Raw genomic sequence first — 15,575 nt, 5'->3', positions numbered from 1 at the left:
CTGTTCGTCGGAAAAACGCTTCTTCATGGGGATGTCCTCATGTGGCTTATGAAGACATTACTAACATCGGGGTGTACTAATCAACGGGGAGCAGGTCAGCGCTATCAAACTCTTTCCCGATAGTAAAAGCACCGTGTACATGTGTTCCTGTTTGTTTTCCTGTATTACCGTCTACAGGGATATGCAGGCCATGCGAAAAGGTGATCACTTCAATACTGCCTTCGCGATTTTGTACGTCAGATGACCCTTTGATGGGGGCGCCGCCGTCGTCTTTCAGAAATAAATGAGCTGGAATTGGCATGAGTTAGTTTCCAAATGGCTGGTAAATTATTTATACGTTACATTATTATCTTTTTTCAATTTGTAACTTTTTTCTTTTTTTAGGATACGGTAATTAATTAATGGTATAAGGAATGTTGTTTTTATTAGCAAGGCGAATGTGTGGAGCTCTCTGTTAATGTTTAACGAAAACCTGGCTCGCTAATGTTTCAACGTAAAAAGCAGATATGTTAACCCGGCCATTAGGCCGGGATGTTATTGAAAACGCTATTTGTCTCGCTTGAAATTGGGGACATATCCTAAGTCATTCAATGCACCCGGGAATGTCTTTAACCATGTTGCTACTTTCTGTTTGTTAATATTGACCACGCTCATGCCTTCAAGACAACCCCATAATTCACGTGTATGTTGTGGCGTGATGACAATGCAATCCTTCATGACCCGAATTTTAACAGGTATACCATTAATAAAACCTGCATTAGATAGCCACTTGCCACTTAGGGGAAGATAGTGGCAATCCACGCAAGAATAGAACTCACAGCAGGCTGTACAGTCTTCTGGTGTTTCTGCCCGAGGATGAGCGGGCGCGACACCAGTTCGGTTGCCGTGAAGTCGGCGAGTATCGTTTTTGCGTATCAGATCGCGGTTTTCAGTTATAGTGGTAAAAGCGTCTGATTCTTTTTTGAAAACAGTAAACTCTGGCTTAAAATCCATCGCAGCCATATTCAACTCCTTCTAAGTTGTTTGTGGTTAGCGGTAAGGAGGTGTTCCACCACCTTCATATCGCGAGCTATTGTCGTATTAATCTATCCTGCTTTTCATCGCTTCCTTAACAGGAATGACGTTTACGCTGAGTAAATTATATCCAACTGAATAAAAATACAGTATTGAATGATACGATAAAGTTGAAATGTGCGAGCTGGATTCAGAAATATAGGAGGCAGGAGAGGATTACATACAGCCAGTCATCATTTTTTAGTTTTCGATAAACTGTAATGATATGTTTTTTTTATATAAGACAACGTCTCGTCAGCACTCATTTCAGAGGCTAATGTTTGATATTCCCCACCTAGATCATCATAAAGATGATAGTACAACTAACTCAGATAACGACAGACTCTGGCAAAGAACCCGGGAGGAGAGTCCAGAAAAGCTGCTGCAAAACCATATAAAAGAGTCTCTGCTTTCCTTGCATCTTCGCAATGAACCAGATTCCAGAGTTGAATTTTCAGGCAGGTTAACGCACTGGCCCGTTCATCAGGATAGTTCAGGCCTGCTTCATGCAGATAAGAATCGAGATATCTTTTCAATGCTCGGTCGTCCAGGATTTTATCCAGGTTTAACGAGGCAAGGATTAATAGCGCCTCCGACTCGTCGACTGCCATGACCTGCGCCTCTGCCCATTCGAGAATTTTTTGTCATAGTTCTCTCTGACAAACGGGTATAGCGGTTCGCCGAATTTTCTAGGGCATAGCAGATCATTAAGCGTATAAGGGTATTAAGAAGTCAGCTGCCTGGGCTCCTGATGGTGCATCAGGGAAAGGATATTAACAGCTTACTGGAAATAAAAAGCCACCTGAGAAGGTAGCTAAAATTTATTGGCTTTTGCTGGACTGGGCTGGACCAGCGACCAGGCGATTATGAGTTCCTAACTGAACAACCGAAAATCAATAGGTTGCGTTATTTATCATTGACATAAATTGCCACCGTTTGCCAGTGATTAGACATTATCAGCCATTTCTACCGCTACTTATCATATTGCTTTTAAGCGGCAACCTAGCCTTTATAGCGTGACTAACACTTGCCTGATATCAAAAATGATAACATGCAAGTTAGTTAATCTTGAATGCATAAACCGCACAAGCTAGGTGGAATCACGATGGGTGAAAAAAATACCAAAAATCAGAGTGTTGAAGATGAGTATGCTGCATTTTTTGAACGCTTCAATCATAGACATGATGCGCCATTAGTCAAAGAGATAAAGACAGCATACCGTTGGTTTATTGATGTAATGGGTGAAGATAAATAGGTTGAGCGTCGTGGGGCGGTTTTGGCATACTTCCGCGAAATGTCGGAGCGCCTTTTCACAGGAAAATCTGACGTTTCTTTCCATGAGAAAGATGCACGCCTGGCATTCTATGATGACTGGATTGCATGGTATTTGTACTTAGCTGAATCTTTGGCTGATCGCCCAACAGTAGATGAGCCAGCTCAGTCGTCAAGAATTTGGCATTTTTTCGCAGTTATCGGTGAACATAGCGAAAGGTTGAAGCAGGTCAAAGGTATTGAATCCAAATTAAATGACTTGCTTGTTAAGACAATCAACCAGCCTGATTCCATTTTGTTTGAGTTGATTGTGGCTATCTGCTATTTGAAAAATGGCTGGGAAGTTGAGTTCATTCCAGAAACAGGTGCTCATAAAACACCAGACCTCAAAGTTGTTAAAGGCACTGATATTTTTTATGTTGAGTGCAAGCGATTAGCAAAGGTGACTCAGTACTCAGAAGAAGAAAGGGCGGAGTGGTTGAAACGGTGGGAAATGGCTCGACCATTGATTACTCGATACCATAAGCCAGTTTTTTTTGATGTGATTTTCAAAACTGAAATAGTCAAAACGCGTATCGATGTGCTTCTCGGTGCTGTAGCAAAAATTTACGGCTCTGATCATCTTGTGAAAGGTAAGTTTGCAGTATGTGAGAGCGATGATATTTTGGTTCAGGCTAACTTAATTGATATGGAACGGGTGGATAACCACTTAAGAAAGTGGCATGTGAAATATCCTTCTCCTCAATTAAATTCCTTATTAGATGACCAGTATGATCCGTTTGGAAGTTATACAATGGTTTGCAACGCAAAGTTATGCACTTTTAGCAATGATGAACTTAGTACTATAAACGTATTCATTGATGAGATAGAAATGCCTTTCTGCGCAAAATGGATTTGTCTCGCTGATGAGTCTGTCGATAAAAAGGCAAAAGATATAAAAAGGGTACTTGTTCAGGCTGTAAAGCAGGCTCCGATTGGAGAATCAACAATAATTCATATTGGATATGAAACCTTGCATGGCCCACAGATCGAATTTGCACGTGATATGAAAATTTGCGAATTGATTTCTGATTTTGACTTTATGGGTAAAGATATAGCTGCAATCTACTGTCATTCTTTCCAGCCGCGCCTGCTTGCAGATGAGAATTGGGACTTTGCCGAAACGGTAAGATACTTTAGCCAGAGTCGAAATGCCGAGACAATTCTTGAGCAAAAACTGCTTACTGATGTTGAAGGAACGATCCAATCTGACGATACGCATTGGGCCCAAGATTTAAGAGAGATGCTCGGCAAATGACTTAATGGGGCTAATCTCTGTTGTTGTTCAGTGGGTTTAGCCTTACTGCATCCTCCAGATGATCTGGTGCGAAATGTGCGTAACGCATTGTCATTTTGATGTCGGTATGACCGAGCACGCGCTGCAAGACCAGAATATTACCACCATTCATCATAAAGTGACTGGCGAAGGTGTGGCGTAAAACATGGGTAAGTTGCCCTGCCGGTAATTCGATGCCTGTTCTTTCCAGCGCAGACCGGAACGCGCCATAACAATCACTAAACAACCTGCCTTTTTTATCATCAGGCAGAGACTCATAGAGCTCTTTACTAATTGGAACAGTGCGGTTTTTTCTGCCTTTCGTGTTGGTGTATGTGATTTTGTATTTCGCAAACTGGCTTTTTCTCAGGTTCTCGGCCTCAGACCACCGTGCGCCAGTGGCGAGACAAATTCTTACCACAGTTTCTAAATCAGGGTGGTCATGCCGTTTACACTCTCCGAGCAGTAGCGAAATCTGGTCGTGAGTCAGCCAGGCCATTTCCATTTCTTCTGTGCGGAATGGGCACATGTTTTTCAGTGGGTTTTCACCCTTCCATTCTCCGAGGCGGTTTAGCTCATTGAACACAGCCCGGAAGTAGGCCAGCTCAAGATTAAGCGTGCGAAGCGATACCTCTTTCACTCTGTTTGAACGAGCGTACTCGCCTTTTAACCGTTTTTCGCGGTAGCGGGAAAACATCTGCGCATCGAAATCGCGTGCAAGTGGTTCGCCCATACACTCAAAAGCATGGTGCATGGCTAGCTGGCGCTTCAAGCCGTCTTTCAATGTAATACCATGAGCGCTATACCATGAATCAACGAGTTCTTTTAACGTGCGCCTGTCTTCCTTTTCTTCCTGCCACGGGTTTTGAACGGCGTACTGTTCAAATGCCAGAGCCTCGCCCTTTGTAGCGAATTTCTTTCTGATACGTTTGCCTTTTGCACCGTTTGGGTAGAGCTCACAAATCCAACCGCCAGTAGGATTCTCACGACCCACCCTCAATTAACCTCGCTGTAAATCCCCACCACGCGACCCACCGTTTTTATCTCGTCGATACCGCACTCAAACGGAACCTTGCCGCCCGCCACGTGGAGTTTTTTACCCGGCAGCAGCGTGAGGTCGCGGATGCTGGCGGTGCCTTCAATCTCAACCAGCCACAGGCCGTCGGTTAAAGATGCTTCTTTTTCAACAAAGTGCAGCTTCCCCTCCGCCCGAACGGCGATGCCGCGAGCCAACGGTTTGCTAAAGAAACCAGAGTCGATACTCAAAGTGGTATTTTCTTCCAGCCTTCCATCACTCAGTGTGAATGTGGAAACCGAAACCGGATCGCCCGGCGCGGGGTTACCTTCAAACTGCGCGCCTTGTCCGGTCATCAGCCAGCGAAGGCTGGCGCCGGTGTCCAGCGCGCACTGAACCGCAAAGTCGTAAGAGACGGTACCGCGCGCGTAGCGGTTCTGAAGCGAGCTGGCGGCGATATTAAAGTGCCGGGCCAGCTGGATTTTCTGCGTGAAACCATATACCTGACAGATTCTATCGAGTAACTCTTCATTATTCACTTGAGAATCTAAAATCAAAATATATTCCTTTGGGTGTTTACTAATACTCATTTGGGTATTAGTATCATTGCAAATTCGGGCAATCAGCGGCAGACGTTGGCAAACAGAGGCTAATGATTGCAGACATTATCAAAATGGGAATCATGCAGCATGGCATCTGAAATCGCAATCATCAAACGGCGGAAAATACCGTGCTGTGCCCGTTTTCAGCGCACTAGCGTGCATGAATTTACGCGAGGGGAGATATGGCGATAGAAGCTGCCCGTGCAAGGGTTCCACTTAGCGTGGGAGCGCGTCTTAGCGGGCTTAACCACGTCGCTGAACTGCGCGCCCGATACGGGAACGATAGCGGAAAAGAGCTGGCGCGGTTTATGGCTGAAATGCGCGATAAGCGCGATCCCTGTTTTGAGGAGAACAGCAGGGCGCTGGCCGCCCTCTTTTTCCTGGCGAGATTGCCCGTCTCCCGCCACGAGTGCGATATCAGCGAGCTGACGACCGAAGAGAAACGGGCGCTAATTAACGCCATGAACCATTTTCGTGCTGTTGTGAGTTTATTCCCTGAACGGCTGACCATGCCGCTATAACCCAACCCAAAAACTAATGGCGTAAACCCGCCGGGCACCCTATTGCCTGAAATTAAGGAGAACGCGTGATACGAAACAGTGAAAACCGCCCTTATCCGATCGGAAGTGAAGAACTGAAACGCCTGCTGGCAGAGGCAAAAACAGAGGAACGATGCGCGCGAGCCCTCGCGGTCTCCCTGCGTCTGGAGGCGCTGGCGAGCCATATCTACAAAACCGGTATGAGCGGAGAAGACGTTGCCGAACTTCTGTGCCACGAGGCGGCTCGCTACGATCGCGAATCTCAGGAGCTGCACTGATGGCCGATTTTATCGATCTTGCGCAGGCGCGCGAGCAGGAGGACAGAGAGCGGTACATTAATCGCGCCCGCAGACGACCCGCATCGCCTTCGCGTTTCCTCTGCGAGGACTGCGAGGCGCCGATACCGGAGGCGCGCCGAATAGCGGTGCCCGGCGTAGCCCTGTGCGTGACCTGCCAGGAGATCGCAGAGATGAAAAATAAACACGTCCGGGGAGGATAAGTTGGCTACGTCATTTGCTTATCCGTGGAACGCCCCACGGTCGGCCATTGCCAGCCCTTATCTCACCCATGCCCAACAGCAGCGCCGCGATCGCCTTTTCGCGGCGCTGCAGCAGGCAAGAATTGCCCTTTCACAGCAGCCCGACTGCGTACGCTTCGAAATCTGGCGCACGGTTGACGCCCTCGAACAGCATCGGGGCAGCCCGCAGGCTAACGCCTTTTTGATCCGCTTCTGCAAAAGGATGTTACCTCGCCTGCGGCGGGTCTCCGATCTCTATGTCTGCACAGGCCTGCACGACGAAGTCTCCAGGGCCGTGTTCGACGGCCATTTCGACACTCAGCTTTTGCAATACCTCGCCTCGCGGATGGTCGAACTGGTGGCCTGCTATAACCGCCTTCCGGATATGTCCCGCGCGGACATCGACCTGCTGGCCGCAGATATCGCCAGCTTTATACGCGGCGAGCTGGCGAATATTAACGATGCTGAAATGGGCGAATACCAGACGCTTTACGTCTGGTATCAGCGCGCAGGACTGATCGCCCGACAGTTCAACGTGTCGCCACCGCACTGGGAGCGGGTGTCGAAGACATTTTTCAACAAAGATGACGTTGCCGCGGCGGTGATCCGCATGTTTTCCGAGGCGTGGTGGCGCGGGCGCCTGCGTCGGGTCGCGGCTGCCTGGCGCGAACATCTGCAGATTGCCCTCAGCAACGTCAGCAAACGGAGAGCGGCGTATGCGAGCAAACGCTGCGTGACCGAGTGGCGCGAGCAGAAGCGCCGCACGCGCGAATTTCTCAAGGGCATGGAGCTGGAAGATGAAGAGGGAAACCGCATCAGCCTGATTGAAAAATACGACAGCTCGGTGGCCAACCCGGCGATACGTCGCTGTGAACTGATGACCCGCATCCGCGGGTTTGAAAATATCTGTGAGTCGCTGGGCTACGTGGGAGAGTTCTATACCTTAACCGCGCCCGCGCAGTATCACGCGACGCTGAAATCAGGCTTCCCCAACGCGAAGTGGAACGGGGCCAGCCCGACGGATACGCAAATCTACTTTACCCGCCTGTGGGCGCGTATCCGCGCAAAACTGCACCGGGACGGGCGCCGTATCTTTGGTATCCGCGTTGCGGAACCCCATCACGACGGTACGCCCCACTGGCACATGCTGATGTTTATGCTGCCGGAAGACGTCGAATGCGTTCGCCGGATTATCGGGGACTACGCGCGGCAGGAGGAGAACGCTGAGTTGCAGAGCGAAAGCGCCAGACAGGCGCGCTTTCACGCGGACGCGATCGATCCGCAGAAAGGCAGCGCTACCGGCTATATCGCCAAATACATCTCAAAGAATATCGACGGCTATGCGCTCGATGGCGAGACCGATAGCGAAAGCGGTGGGCTGCTGAAGGAGACGGCGTCCGCCGTGTCGGCCTGGGCAGGGCGCTGGCACATTCGCCAGTTTCAGTTCATCGGCGGCGCGCCGGTAACGGTCTACCGCGAGCTGCGACGTCTGGTGGATACCGAGGCCGCGCGCGGTCTGAGCGTTGAGTTTGCCGCCGTCCAGGAGGCTGCCGACGCCGGGGACTGGGCGGGTTACGTTACTGCGCAGGGCGGGCCGTTTGTGCGTCGCGATGATTTACAGGTGCGCACGCTGTATGAGCCGCGCGCCGGGTTTAACCAGTACGGCGAGGAAACGGTCCGCATCCGCGGCGTGTACGATTCCGCCGTTGGCGCGGGCAGCCCAGTTTTAACCCGACTCACGCAGTGGAAAATTGTGCCGAAGCGGGCCGCGGAACTTAAGGATGTGCCCGTATCCTCTCGGAGTTCTGTCAATAACTGTACGCAGACCGATCTTTCTCAACCCCTCAGCCGACGTGCGAGGCGGGCGTTAACCGAACGCATCAAATTCATCCGCCCTGGCGCGTCGTCGCCCGTCGTCTTCGCGAGCGACCCGCAGAACGGCGTACCGGAGAAGGTGATCGATGAGATACGGCTCGTCACCGGGATAGCCATCAGCCGGGCAGAAGCCCTGCATCTGATGGCGGGAGGCATCAGCCGCTTTAACGATAAATGGTGCAGGGGCGCAGCTGACGGATCGCTATTTCCGGCACCGTGTTCTTACCAGCAAAAGGCGCGGAAAATCCTTGAACGTATTGGGTATTTAACGGATCTCTTCGCTCAGAGAGCCCGCTAATCTCCATCCATATCATGCACATACCGTGAAGGGTTCTGATTTTTCGCTTCACTCTTTTTATGAATACGTGCTACTGTATGTTTATACAGTATCTCGTGGTGGAGGTTGTGTGGACAGAGAGTTGAACGAGCAGGTCATGATTGAACGAGTCGAGCTGATTGCGCGACTGACGACGGAAGGAACGTGTCAGGAAAGAGATCGTGAGATTGCCCTGAATTTGATTGCTGAGATTGCGCGGGGAAATTTAATCAAGAACAACGCATTTACCGTTGTGTTCTCAGCATCGCCTGTTCCGGAACGAATCAAAAAAGAGGGCAACGTTCGGGTGAACATTACTCTCGATAAAGATCAGCAGATTGGTCATGCCGTCGTTGAGGCCTTTCAGTGCGAACTGACTCGCAGAATACGATCCCTGTTTCCGTCATCGCGAGTGAACGTGAAAATCGGATCGGTGACGGGGGTCGAGCTCCAGGGGCTTGAAAAAGAAGCCGATCGCGAGGCGCTGGACGCTATCCTCCGGGAAGTCTGGGAAGACGAGAGCTGGCGCTAGCCCCGGCGTCATCGCCCGTACCAACACCCTCATTCCTGTTTTGCGCTTCCGTTGAATCACGCTTCGCCGCTCGCGGACGATCTGTTGTGCCTGCGATTGTCCATCTGCCAGCGATAGCGAAAAGCCTGCTGGCCCGGGAAACTCTACGGTACCTGGAAACCGGATGTTGGGAGCGTCTGATGAAAATCTATGCAATGCAGGGGGACACGCTTGATGCCGTTTGCGCCCGCTTTTATGGGCGCACGGCTGGCGTCGTTGAAGCCGTTCTGAAGGCCAATCCTGGCCTCGCGGAGTTAGGCGTTATCTTGCCTCACGGCACGCCGGTAGAGATGCCGGAGGTGAATAGCGCCCCCACAAAAGAATCCGTAAACCTATGGGACTGAGCCTGGAGAAAATCACCACGGTTATCGCCTATTGGCTGGCCGTGGTGCTGGCCTGGTTCGGGGCGATGTCTCCTGAAAAAGTCGCGCTGTACGTGGGGAGTCTGTGCGCCATTTTTACCGCATTAACGAATTACTGGTTTAAGCGAAAAACCTGGCGCTATCTCCAGTCTCTTGGCCTCGATAAGAAGAGCATTCGTGAACTCAATCATTAAGCGTTGCAGCGTCGCCGGCGTGCTGGCCCTGGCGGTGCTGATGCCTGACTTTCAATTACTGAAAACGTCCCCGGAAGGGTTGGCGTTGATTGCCGATCTCGAAGGATGTCGCCTCTCGCCCTACCGGTGTAGCGCCGGCGTATGGACGTCCGGCATTGGCCACACGGCAAACGTTGTGCCGACGCGGGACATTACCGAGCGTGAGGCTGCGGTAAATCTGGTCGCTGATGTGCTCAACGTTGAGCGGCGTCTGGCGGCGTGTGCGCCGGTGGAGATGCCGCCCCGGGTCTATGACGCGCTGGTGAGTTTTACCTTTAATGTCGGCGCAGGCGCCGCCTGCCGTTCGACGCTGGTGTCCTTTATCAAACGTAAACAGTGGCCGCAGGCATGCGGGCAGCTTACCCGCTGGGTGTACGTCAACGGCGTCAAAAATGCCGGTCTGGAAAACCGTCGCGTCCGCGAGAAGGCCTGGTGCATGAAGGGGCTGCCATGAGAACGCTCATGCTGGCGCTGGCCGGGCTGCTGGCCATCACGCTGTGGCTTCGTCATGACAACCTGAACCTGTCGCGTTCCTTAGCCACGGCCAACCGGGTCGCCAGCGAGCAAAAAACGGCCCTCGCCACGCTTAACCAGCAGCTGTCCCTGTCGCAACGGATGGCCAAAGCAAATGAAAATGCCCAGGTCAGGCTCCGTGAGGAGCTTGCTACTGCGGGTGAGGAGAGGGCAAGACGGGAAGCGACTATCGGGAGATTACTCAATGAAAATGAAGCGTTACGCCGCTGGTATACCGCTCAGCTGCCTGATGCTGTCCGCAGGCTGCACACCCGCACCGCCTGCGCCTCCGCAGCACATTGTTTACAACGCCTGCCCGAAGGTGAGCAGCTGCCCGATGCCGGGAAGCGAACCCGCCACTAACGGCGATCTCAGCGCGGATATTCGCAGGCTGGAATACGCCCTTATCGCCTGCGCGCTGCAGGTTGAAACCATCAAAGACTGTCAGGATAAACTCGATGCACAAACTCAAGAGCCTGCGTCAGGCATTAATTGACGCGATCCCCCAACTCAATGCCAACCCGGAGCGCCTGCAGATGTCGGTCGGAGGCGGCAATATTGACGCCCGACTAGCCTCCTCGCTCTCCTTTGAAAAGCGGTATGCGCTGAACGCGAAGGTTAGCGGCTTCACCGGCGACAGCGAGGGATTTTTCGTCCCGGTGCTGGCCTGGCTTCGGGAAAACCAGCCGGATATTTTTACCCTCGATGAAGGACGCAAAAACGGCTACACCTTCGCGGTCGTCTTAAACGATGACGATACGATGGATATCACCATCAGCGTGCAATTAACCGAGCGTATTCTTGTTTCCCAGGAGCAGGGCGCTCTGCACGCGACGTATTCCCCCGAGCCGCCGCTGCCGGAGCCCGTCACGCGGCCGAAGGCGCTGTACGTCAACGGCGAGCTGGTCAGCCAGTGGGAGGACTAATTTCCCCGCGCTGAAGGCCGCCTGGCGCCTGCTGTCTGGATCGCTTGTTGTATCATCCCGCAGAAAACCCCGTCTCGTTGCTGCCGTTCCTCCTGAACGGCATTCTCTTCTCATGAATACATTAACTTCCATGAACGGCATCGCTCGCGCGATCCGCAATCTTATTCGTATCGGTGTTGTGACCGATGTTGACCTCAGCAGAGGGCTTTGTCGTGTCCAGACCGGCGGGATGAAAACCACCTGGCTGAACTGGCTAACCTGTCGTGCGGGACGTTCGCGCGTCTGGTGGGCTCCTTCCGAGGGGGAACAGGTGCTGCTGCTGGCCATCGGCGGTGAGCTTGATACCGCCTTTGTGCTGCCCGGCATTTTCTCTGACGACCATCCGGCGCCGTCCGGGTCACCTGACGCGTTCCACGTCTCGTTCCCTGACGGCGCGGTGATCGAGTACGAACCCGGGCGCGGGGCGCTGACGGTTGCTGGCATTAAAACGGCCGATATTACCGCCTCTGAATCGCTGACCGCCACCGTGCCGGAGGTGAGGGTGACGTCAACGTCCCGCATCACGCTGGATACGCCTGAAGTGGTGTGTACCAACAGGTTAATTACTGCCTCTCTTGAAGTGCAGAAGGGCGGTGTGATGGCCGGAAATATTGAGCATTCCGGCGGTAAATTCACCTCCAACGGGGTGCAGGTGGATAACCACGCGCACGGCAGTGTGCAAAGCGGCGGAAGCTGGACTAAGGGGACACAATGACGGTGCGTTACAGGGGGATGAACAGGCAGACCGGGCTGAGCATTTCAGAGGCGGAACACATCCGTCAAAGCGTGCGCGACATTCTGGTTACGCCGATTGGCTCACGGGTCATGCGGCGGGATTACGGCTCGCTGCTGGCGGCGATGATCGACAGGCCGCAGAGTCCGGCGCTGCGCCTGCAAATCATGGCCGCCTGTTATTCCGCCATCCAGAAATGGGAGCCGCGGATAAGCCTGACGGCCATCACTTTCGAGCGTTCGGAGAACGACGGGACGTTGTATGTCGATATCACCGGCACGCGCCCGACCTCCGGGCAATCCTTTTCTATCACCATTTCACTGAGTTAAACGCTATGGCTATTGTTGATCTGAGCCAGCTCGCCGCGCCTGATGTCGTGGAGGAGGTGGATTATGAAACGCTGTTGGCAGAACGAAAGGCCACCTTTGTCTCCCTCTATCCGGAAGAGGAGCGAGAAGCGATTGCACGGACGCTGACGCTGGAATCCGAGCCGATTGTGAAGCTGCTGCAGGAGAACGCCTACCGGGAAGTCATCTGGCGCCAGCGGGTTAATGAGGCTGCGCTGGCCGTGACGCTGGCCTATTCTTCCGGTCACGATCTGGACATTATTGCGGGAAACAATAATACCGAACGCCTGACCATCACCCCGGGCGATGACACTACCATTCCGCCGACGGCTGCCATCATGGAGTCTGATGCCGACCTGCGGCTGCGTGCGCAGCAGGCATTTGAAGGGTTGAGCGTCGCGGGGCCGGTTGGAGCCTATGAATATCATGGTCGAAGTGCCGACGGACGGGTCGCTGACGTTTCGGTTGAAAGCCCTCAGCCTGCACATGTGACGATTTCGGTGTTATCCCGTGAGGGTGATGGTACCGCTCGTCCTGAACTACTGGCGGTTGTTGAAAAAGCACTTAATGCTGAAACCGTCCGCCCCGTAGGCGATCGTGTAACGGTCCAGTCGGCAGAAATTGTGCCTTACCAGATAAACGCGACGCTCTACGTTTATCCCGGACCAGAGTCTGAACCCATCAGGCAGGCAGCGGAGCAGAAGCTGCAGAATTATATCAGCGCACAGCATCGCCTTGGACGCGATATCCGTCTGTCGGCCATCAGTGAGGGCTGCATCACCTTCTTTCTTTCGCGTGATTTTTACATAGTACGTGCTGCTCTGTTGAAGGCTCACCGGCACCGGATTCTGCAGGGGGATAAACTCTGGGCTTATGGTGATATTACGGTGATTGGTAATGCCTCAGGGAGTTGCGATGTCACGCTCCGCTAAGTGGTCGTTACGCCTGCTGATGTTTCTGACTATCACGTTTGCGCTGATGCTCTCAGGGGTATTCGACCCGCTGGCCGACAGCATGAAATATACCGTCACGAATCTCATGAATTACATCCCGACAGAGAAACTGGAACCTTACCCAGACCGTGTTGAGGATAATTATTTCACGATGTACATCATGTTTAATGCGCTGGTAGCCGCTGTGATCGTTTTTAGCGGGGAAAAGCTTGTCTTATTAGCGCGCAATTCATAAAACAGTTGTGCAGTTCTGACGGGTTATAGCAGGCCCACCACCAGCAACTAACAAACGCCCCGCGTAGGGGCTTTTTTTGGGGAGTTAATTTTGCGAATTCGCAGTTAAGTACTCCGTTAAAAGTACACAATTAGCAGTTTCCGGTTTTTCGCTTCAATCCTGATATCTGTAAATGGTTGTTTTATTTGTTGATTGCGTCGTAAAAAACGTATTCGCATTCGGGGAGCTGCGAACTGCACAGCTTACATTTAATCATTTTGGAAACTACCAGCATATTGTGCTCCACCCTGCTTGCAGGGCGATAGTGCAGCTGGCATGCCTGTCAGGCTTGTTTTCTTACGGTAAACCTCATGAATTTTCGTTTTGTGATTTTCAAAAATGGTTTTTGCGTTGATTGCTATGAGCAAAAGGAAAAGGCAGCGTTAACTGATAAGCTTTTCCGGTTGAGTCAACTTTCATTGGCGGATATCCGCCAGCAGGACCGGCATAAGCTCGGATACGAAAAAATCTCCCGTAGCTCATTCAAAGCAGCTATTCCTGCCAATGTAACCGAAGACGTAGAACTTATGGCATTTCGATTTTGCAGTAAGGCACCTATGGTGGGTTACAAGCGTAATGCTACCTTTTACGTTATCTGGCTGGACAGATCATTTACGCTTTATAACCATTCCTGACACGTTCCCATACTGACCATCTGGAACCTCGCTATTGAACTACCACCATCATTAGACTCGTAACAGAAAAGCTAAATATACAGATGTATATTTAGCTTTTCTGTATCGTTTATCTTGCTGCATACCCATCGATAGGAGGTGGAAGATCAATCCCTGAGGCTTTTGTTTTGCGGAACGGCCCGCTTCATCAAATTTTTACACCCGCGAAAATAAAAAAATGAGGTGATGTGATAAAAAGGGCCATTAACTTTATTAGTCATACATGTAAGGCAGTTCACCCGCCAGCATGATTATAGTGTCCCTTGCTTTCATGCCGGTATAGCCCCTGCTCATTGTGTACAGGTGAGCGCTATCAGGGCTATTTTCATAACCCCGAGAGGTTAGAAACTCATTGTATCTTTCACATTCCTGCTGCCTTTCAATAGACTGAAAGTATAATTCCTGAGGTGTTGGGCGCCGTGGGCTCATGCTTTATCCCTTCGTTGAGTGTGGTTAGAAAGTTTATCTTTTTAACGGCACGTAGTCACGATAGTTAACCATGCTTCCCTTTGCGGAATATCCCGGCATATCCCAAAAAAGCAAAAGGGCCAACGATATCTCGTCAGCCCTTGCTGTATCTGGTGGCCCCTGCTGGACTTGAACCAGCGACCAAGCGATTATGAGTCGCCTGCTCTAACCACTGAGCTAAGGGGCCGTGGCGGTGAATTATAAAGTAACTCCCCGCAGCAATCCAGCCATTCACACCTGCCTGCTGTTTTTATAAACAACGCATAATCAATCCTTTATACTTCCCTGACGATGTATCGAGCGGGAGTAAAGATGATCAACGATATTCTGGCCCCAGGACTGCGAGTGGTGTTCTGCGGAATCAACCCGGGTAAGTCCTCGGCGCACACCGGTTTTCACTTTGCCCATCCGGGCAATCGCTTCTGGAAGGTGATCTATCAGGCCGGGTTTACCGACAGGTTGCTCAAGCCGGAAGAGGAACAGCATCTGCTGGACACGCGCTGCGGCATAACCATGCTGGTCGAGCGGCCGACGGTGCAGGCAAGCGAGGTCAACCTGCATGAACTGCGCAGCGGCGGGCGGGAGCTGGTCAAGAAGATTGAAGACTACCAGCCGGCCGCGCTGGCGATCCTCGGCAAGCAGGCCTACGAGCAGGCGTTTAGCCAGCGCGGAACGCAGTGGGGCAAGCAGAGCATCATGATTGGCGTTACGCAGGTGTGGGTGCTGCCAAATCCGAGCGGGCTCAACAGGGCGACGCTGGATAAGCTGGTGGAGGCGTATCGGGAGCTTGATGAGGCGCTGATGGTGCGGGGGCTTTAATCCTCTGCGGCCTGATGCCCTCACCCTCTCCCCACATGACTGAGGGATCCCCACAACGTTATGGCAGCACGGAACAGTCCCCTCGCCCCTCCGGGGAGAGGGTTAGGGTGAGGGGAACATACGGGTGCGGTGGTCATTCCGTTCACTTTATGTTCCTTG

General features: G+C 52.0%; 22 protein-coding genes, 1 tRNA gene and 2 pseudogenes. 19 read left to right on the top strand and 6 right to left on the bottom strand.

The window, feature by feature from the left end; all coding sequences use genetic code 11:
* Positions 1-97: 97 nt before the first annotated feature.
* The 3 genes and pseudogenes from ACMWLG_RS24470 to ACMWLG_RS24460 all read right to left on the bottom strand — a co-directional run.
* Positions 98-301: pseudogene (locus ACMWLG_RS24470) on the bottom strand (type VI secretion system tube protein Hcp); the annotation flags it as partial.
* 245 nt (positions 302-546) lie between these two features.
* Complete coding sequence (locus ACMWLG_RS24465) at positions 547-1,002, bottom strand: SymE family type I addiction module toxin (RefSeq protein ID WP_052135649.1); 456 nt, start codon at positions 1,000-1,002, stop codon at positions 547-549.
* Between the two features lie 374 nt (positions 1,003-1,376).
* Complete coding sequence (locus ACMWLG_RS24460) at positions 1,377-1,664, bottom strand: hypothetical protein (protein WP_023309257.1); 288 nt, start codon at positions 1,662-1,664, stop codon at positions 1,377-1,379.
* A gap of 494 nt (positions 1,665-2,158) precedes the next feature.
* On the opposite strand from ACMWLG_RS24460, the gene ACMWLG_RS24455 reads away from it, so the two are divergent.
* Both ACMWLG_RS24455 and ACMWLG_RS24450 read left to right on the top strand, forming a co-directional pair.
* Entirely contained in the window at positions 2,159-2,308 is a 150-nt protein-coding gene (locus ACMWLG_RS24455) for a hypothetical protein (protein ID WP_157844812.1), read from the top strand.
* 21 nt (positions 2,309-2,329) lie between these two features.
* Entirely contained in the window at positions 2,330-3,622 is a 1,293-nt protein-coding gene (locus ACMWLG_RS24450; protein ID WP_127348426.1) for a hypothetical protein, read from the top strand.
* A 10-nt stretch (positions 3,623-3,632) separates the two neighbouring features.
* Here ACMWLG_RS24450 and ACMWLG_RS24445 read toward each other — a convergent pair whose 3' ends face one another.
* Positions 3,633-4,634, bottom strand: a complete 1,002-nt coding sequence (locus ACMWLG_RS24445) for a tyrosine-type recombinase/integrase (RefSeq protein WP_048339416.1) — start codon at positions 4,632-4,634, stop codon at positions 3,633-3,635.
* Between the two features lie 2 nt (positions 4,635-4,636).
* A complete protein-coding gene (locus tag ACMWLG_RS24440; protein WP_023309254.1) occupies positions 4,637-5,212 on the bottom strand; it encodes a phage repressor protein CI in 576 nt (191 codons plus the stop codon).
* 227 nt (positions 5,213-5,439) lie between these two features.
* Here ACMWLG_RS24440 and ACMWLG_RS24435 point away from each other — a divergent pair, with 227 nt between their 5' ends.
* The 16 genes and pseudogenes from ACMWLG_RS24435 (at position 5,440) to ACMWLG_RS24360 (ending at position 14,090) form a co-directional block, all read left to right on the top strand.
* Positions 5,440-5,778, top strand: a complete 339-nt coding sequence (locus ACMWLG_RS24435) for a DUF5347 domain-containing protein (protein ID WP_023309253.1) — start codon at positions 5,440-5,442, stop codon at positions 5,776-5,778.
* Positions 5,779-5,846: 68 nt separating this feature from the next.
* Positions 5,847-6,074, top strand: coding sequence for a DUF2732 family protein (locus ACMWLG_RS24430; protein WP_045404087.1), 228 nt, complete (start codon positions 5,847-5,849; stop codon positions 6,072-6,074).
* On the top strand, positions 6,074-6,295 hold the full coding sequence (locus ACMWLG_RS24425) for a TraR/DksA family transcriptional regulator (protein ID WP_045404086.1): 222 nt from the start codon (positions 6,074-6,076) through the stop codon (positions 6,293-6,295). The genes ACMWLG_RS24430 and ACMWLG_RS24425 overlap by 1 nt, the downstream gene beginning before the upstream one ends.
* Before the next feature lies 1 nt (position 6,296).
* Positions 6,297-8,486, top strand: coding sequence for a replication endonuclease (locus tag ACMWLG_RS24420; protein WP_045404085.1), 2,190 nt, complete (start codon positions 6,297-6,299; stop codon positions 8,484-8,486).
* 109 nt (positions 8,487-8,595) lie between these two features.
* Positions 8,596-9,036 (top strand): DinI-like family protein, encoded by a 441-nt coding sequence (locus ACMWLG_RS24415; protein ID WP_029741403.1) that lies wholly within the window; start codon positions 8,596-8,598, stop codon positions 9,034-9,036.
* Between the two features lie 179 nt (positions 9,037-9,215).
* Positions 9,216-9,419 carry a tail protein X gene (locus ACMWLG_RS24410; RefSeq protein ID WP_023309248.1) on the top strand — a complete coding sequence of 68 codons (204 nt, stop codon included), beginning with the start codon at positions 9,216-9,218 and terminating at the stop codon, positions 9,417-9,419.
* Positions 9,410-9,631: an HP1 family phage holin gene (locus ACMWLG_RS24405; protein WP_045404084.1), complete on the top strand. Its 222-nt coding sequence runs from the start codon at positions 9,410-9,412 to the stop codon at positions 9,629-9,631. The genes ACMWLG_RS24410 and ACMWLG_RS24405 overlap by 10 nt, the downstream gene beginning before the upstream one ends.
* Positions 9,615-10,124 (top strand): lysozyme, encoded by a 510-nt coding sequence (locus ACMWLG_RS24400; protein WP_023309246.1) that lies wholly within the window; start codon positions 9,615-9,617, stop codon positions 10,122-10,124. The genes ACMWLG_RS24405 and ACMWLG_RS24400 overlap by 17 nt, the downstream gene beginning before the upstream one ends.
* The gene (lysB, locus tag ACMWLG_RS24395) at positions 10,121-10,546 is read left to right on the top strand and encodes an Rz-like lysis system protein LysB (protein ID WP_045404083.1); all 426 of its coding nucleotides are present in this window, start codon (positions 10,121-10,123) and stop codon (positions 10,544-10,546) included. The genes ACMWLG_RS24400 and lysB overlap by 4 nt, the downstream gene beginning before the upstream one ends.
* A complete protein-coding gene (gene lysC, locus ACMWLG_RS24390; protein WP_196238647.1) occupies positions 10,434-10,679 on the top strand; it encodes an Rz1-like lysis system protein LysC in 246 nt (81 codons plus the stop codon). The genes lysB and lysC overlap by 113 nt, the downstream gene beginning before the upstream one ends.
* Complete coding sequence (locus ACMWLG_RS24385) at positions 10,642-11,109, top strand: phage tail protein (RefSeq protein WP_045404081.1); 468 nt, start codon at positions 10,642-10,644, stop codon at positions 11,107-11,109. Before lysC ends, ACMWLG_RS24385 begins: the two co-directional genes overlap by 38 nt.
* Positions 11,110-11,221: 112 nt before the next feature.
* The gene (locus tag ACMWLG_RS24380) at positions 11,222-11,863 is read left to right on the top strand and encodes a phage baseplate assembly protein V (RefSeq protein WP_045404079.1); all 642 of its coding nucleotides are present in this window, start codon (positions 11,222-11,224) and stop codon (positions 11,861-11,863) included.
* Positions 11,860-12,210 carry a GPW/gp25 family protein gene (locus tag ACMWLG_RS24375; protein WP_023309241.1) on the top strand — a complete coding sequence of 117 codons (351 nt, stop codon included), beginning with the start codon at positions 11,860-11,862 and terminating at the stop codon, positions 12,208-12,210. Before ACMWLG_RS24380 ends, ACMWLG_RS24375 begins: the two co-directional genes overlap by 4 nt.
* A 5-nt stretch (positions 12,211-12,215) precedes the next feature.
* A pseudogene (locus ACMWLG_RS24370) lies at positions 12,216-12,992 on the top strand (baseplate J/gp47 family protein); the annotation flags it as partial.
* Positions 12,993-13,143: 151 nt separating this feature from the next.
* Positions 13,144-13,416, top strand: a complete 273-nt coding sequence (locus ACMWLG_RS24365; protein WP_045404077.1) for a hypothetical protein — start codon at positions 13,144-13,146, stop codon at positions 13,414-13,416.
* A gap of 350 nt (positions 13,417-13,766) precedes the next feature.
* Positions 13,767-14,090, top strand: a complete 324-nt coding sequence (locus ACMWLG_RS24360) for a hypothetical protein (protein WP_045404074.1) — start codon at positions 13,767-13,769, stop codon at positions 14,088-14,090.
* Positions 14,091-14,708: 618 nt separating this feature from the next.
* On the opposite strand, the gene ACMWLG_RS24355 is transcribed toward ACMWLG_RS24360, so the two are convergent.
* A tRNA-Ile gene (locus tag ACMWLG_RS24355) sits at positions 14,709-14,784 on the bottom strand.
* 125 nt (positions 14,785-14,909) lie between these two features.
* Here ACMWLG_RS24355 and mug point away from each other — a divergent pair.
* Complete coding sequence (gene mug, locus ACMWLG_RS24350) at positions 14,910-15,416, top strand: G/U mismatch-specific DNA glycosylase (RefSeq protein ID WP_045356107.1); 507 nt, start codon at positions 14,910-14,912, stop codon at positions 15,414-15,416.
* The last annotated feature ends 159 nt before the right edge of the window (positions 15,417-15,575 follow it).

It is taken from the genome of Enterobacter sp. 01-M-02-SI-ECC (assembly GCF_047530595.1).
In the GTDB taxonomy this organism is placed as follows: domain Bacteria; phylum Pseudomonadota; class Gammaproteobacteria; order Enterobacterales; family Enterobacteriaceae; genus Enterobacter; species Enterobacter cloacae_M.
Note: the sequence above shows the minus strand (reverse complement) of the source record. Positions and strands in the feature narration are given on the sequence as shown.

Bases quoted from the DNA above. Each gene is read 5' to 3' on its own strand.
- lysB (WP_045404083.1), top strand. From the start codon at position 10,121: ATGAGAACGCTCATGCTGGCGCTGGCCGGGCTGCTGGCCATCACGCTG.
- ACMWLG_RS24360 (WP_045404074.1), top strand. From the start codon at position 13,767: ATGAATTTTCGTTTTGTGATTTTCAAAAATGGTTTTTGCGTTGATTGC.
- ACMWLG_RS24410 (WP_023309248.1), top strand. From the start codon at position 9,216: ATGAAAATCTATGCAATGCAGGGGGACACGCTTGATGCCGTTTGCGCC.
- ACMWLG_RS24365 (WP_045404077.1), top strand. From the start codon at position 13,144: ATGTCACGCTCCGCTAAGTGGTCGTTACGCCTGCTGATGTTTCTGACT.
- mug (WP_045356107.1), top strand. From the start codon at position 14,910: ATGATCAACGATATTCTGGCCCCAGGACTGCGAGTGGTGTTCTGCGGA.
- ACMWLG_RS24435 (WP_023309253.1), top strand. From the start codon at position 5,440: ATGGCGATAGAAGCTGCCCGTGCAAGGGTTCCACTTAGCGTGGGAGCG.
- ACMWLG_RS24375 (WP_023309241.1), top strand. From the start codon at position 11,860: ATGACGGTGCGTTACAGGGGGATGAACAGGCAGACCGGGCTGAGCATT.
- lysC (WP_196238647.1), top strand. From the start codon at position 10,434: ATGCTGTCCGCAGGCTGCACACCCGCACCGCCTGCGCCTCCGCAGCAC.
- ACMWLG_RS24465 (WP_052135649.1), bottom strand. From the start codon at position 1,002: ATGGCTGCGATGGATTTTAAGCCAGAGTTTACTGTTTTCAAAAAAGAA.
- ACMWLG_RS24380 (WP_045404079.1), top strand. From the start codon at position 11,222: ATGAATACATTAACTTCCATGAACGGCATCGCTCGCGCGATCCGCAAT.
- ACMWLG_RS24385 (WP_045404081.1), top strand. From the start codon at position 10,642: ATGCACAAACTCAAGAGCCTGCGTCAGGCATTAATTGACGCGATCCCC.
- ACMWLG_RS24425 (WP_045404086.1), top strand. From the start codon at position 6,074: ATGGCCGATTTTATCGATCTTGCGCAGGCGCGCGAGCAGGAGGACAGA.
- ACMWLG_RS24460 (WP_023309257.1), bottom strand. From the start codon at position 1,664: ATGGCAGTCGACGAGTCGGAGGCGCTATTAATCCTTGCCTCGTTAAAC.
- ACMWLG_RS24455 (WP_157844812.1), top strand. From the start codon at position 2,159: ATGGGTGAAAAAAATACCAAAAATCAGAGTGTTGAAGATGAGTATGCT.
- ACMWLG_RS24405 (WP_045404084.1), top strand. From the start codon at position 9,410: ATGGGACTGAGCCTGGAGAAAATCACCACGGTTATCGCCTATTGGCTG.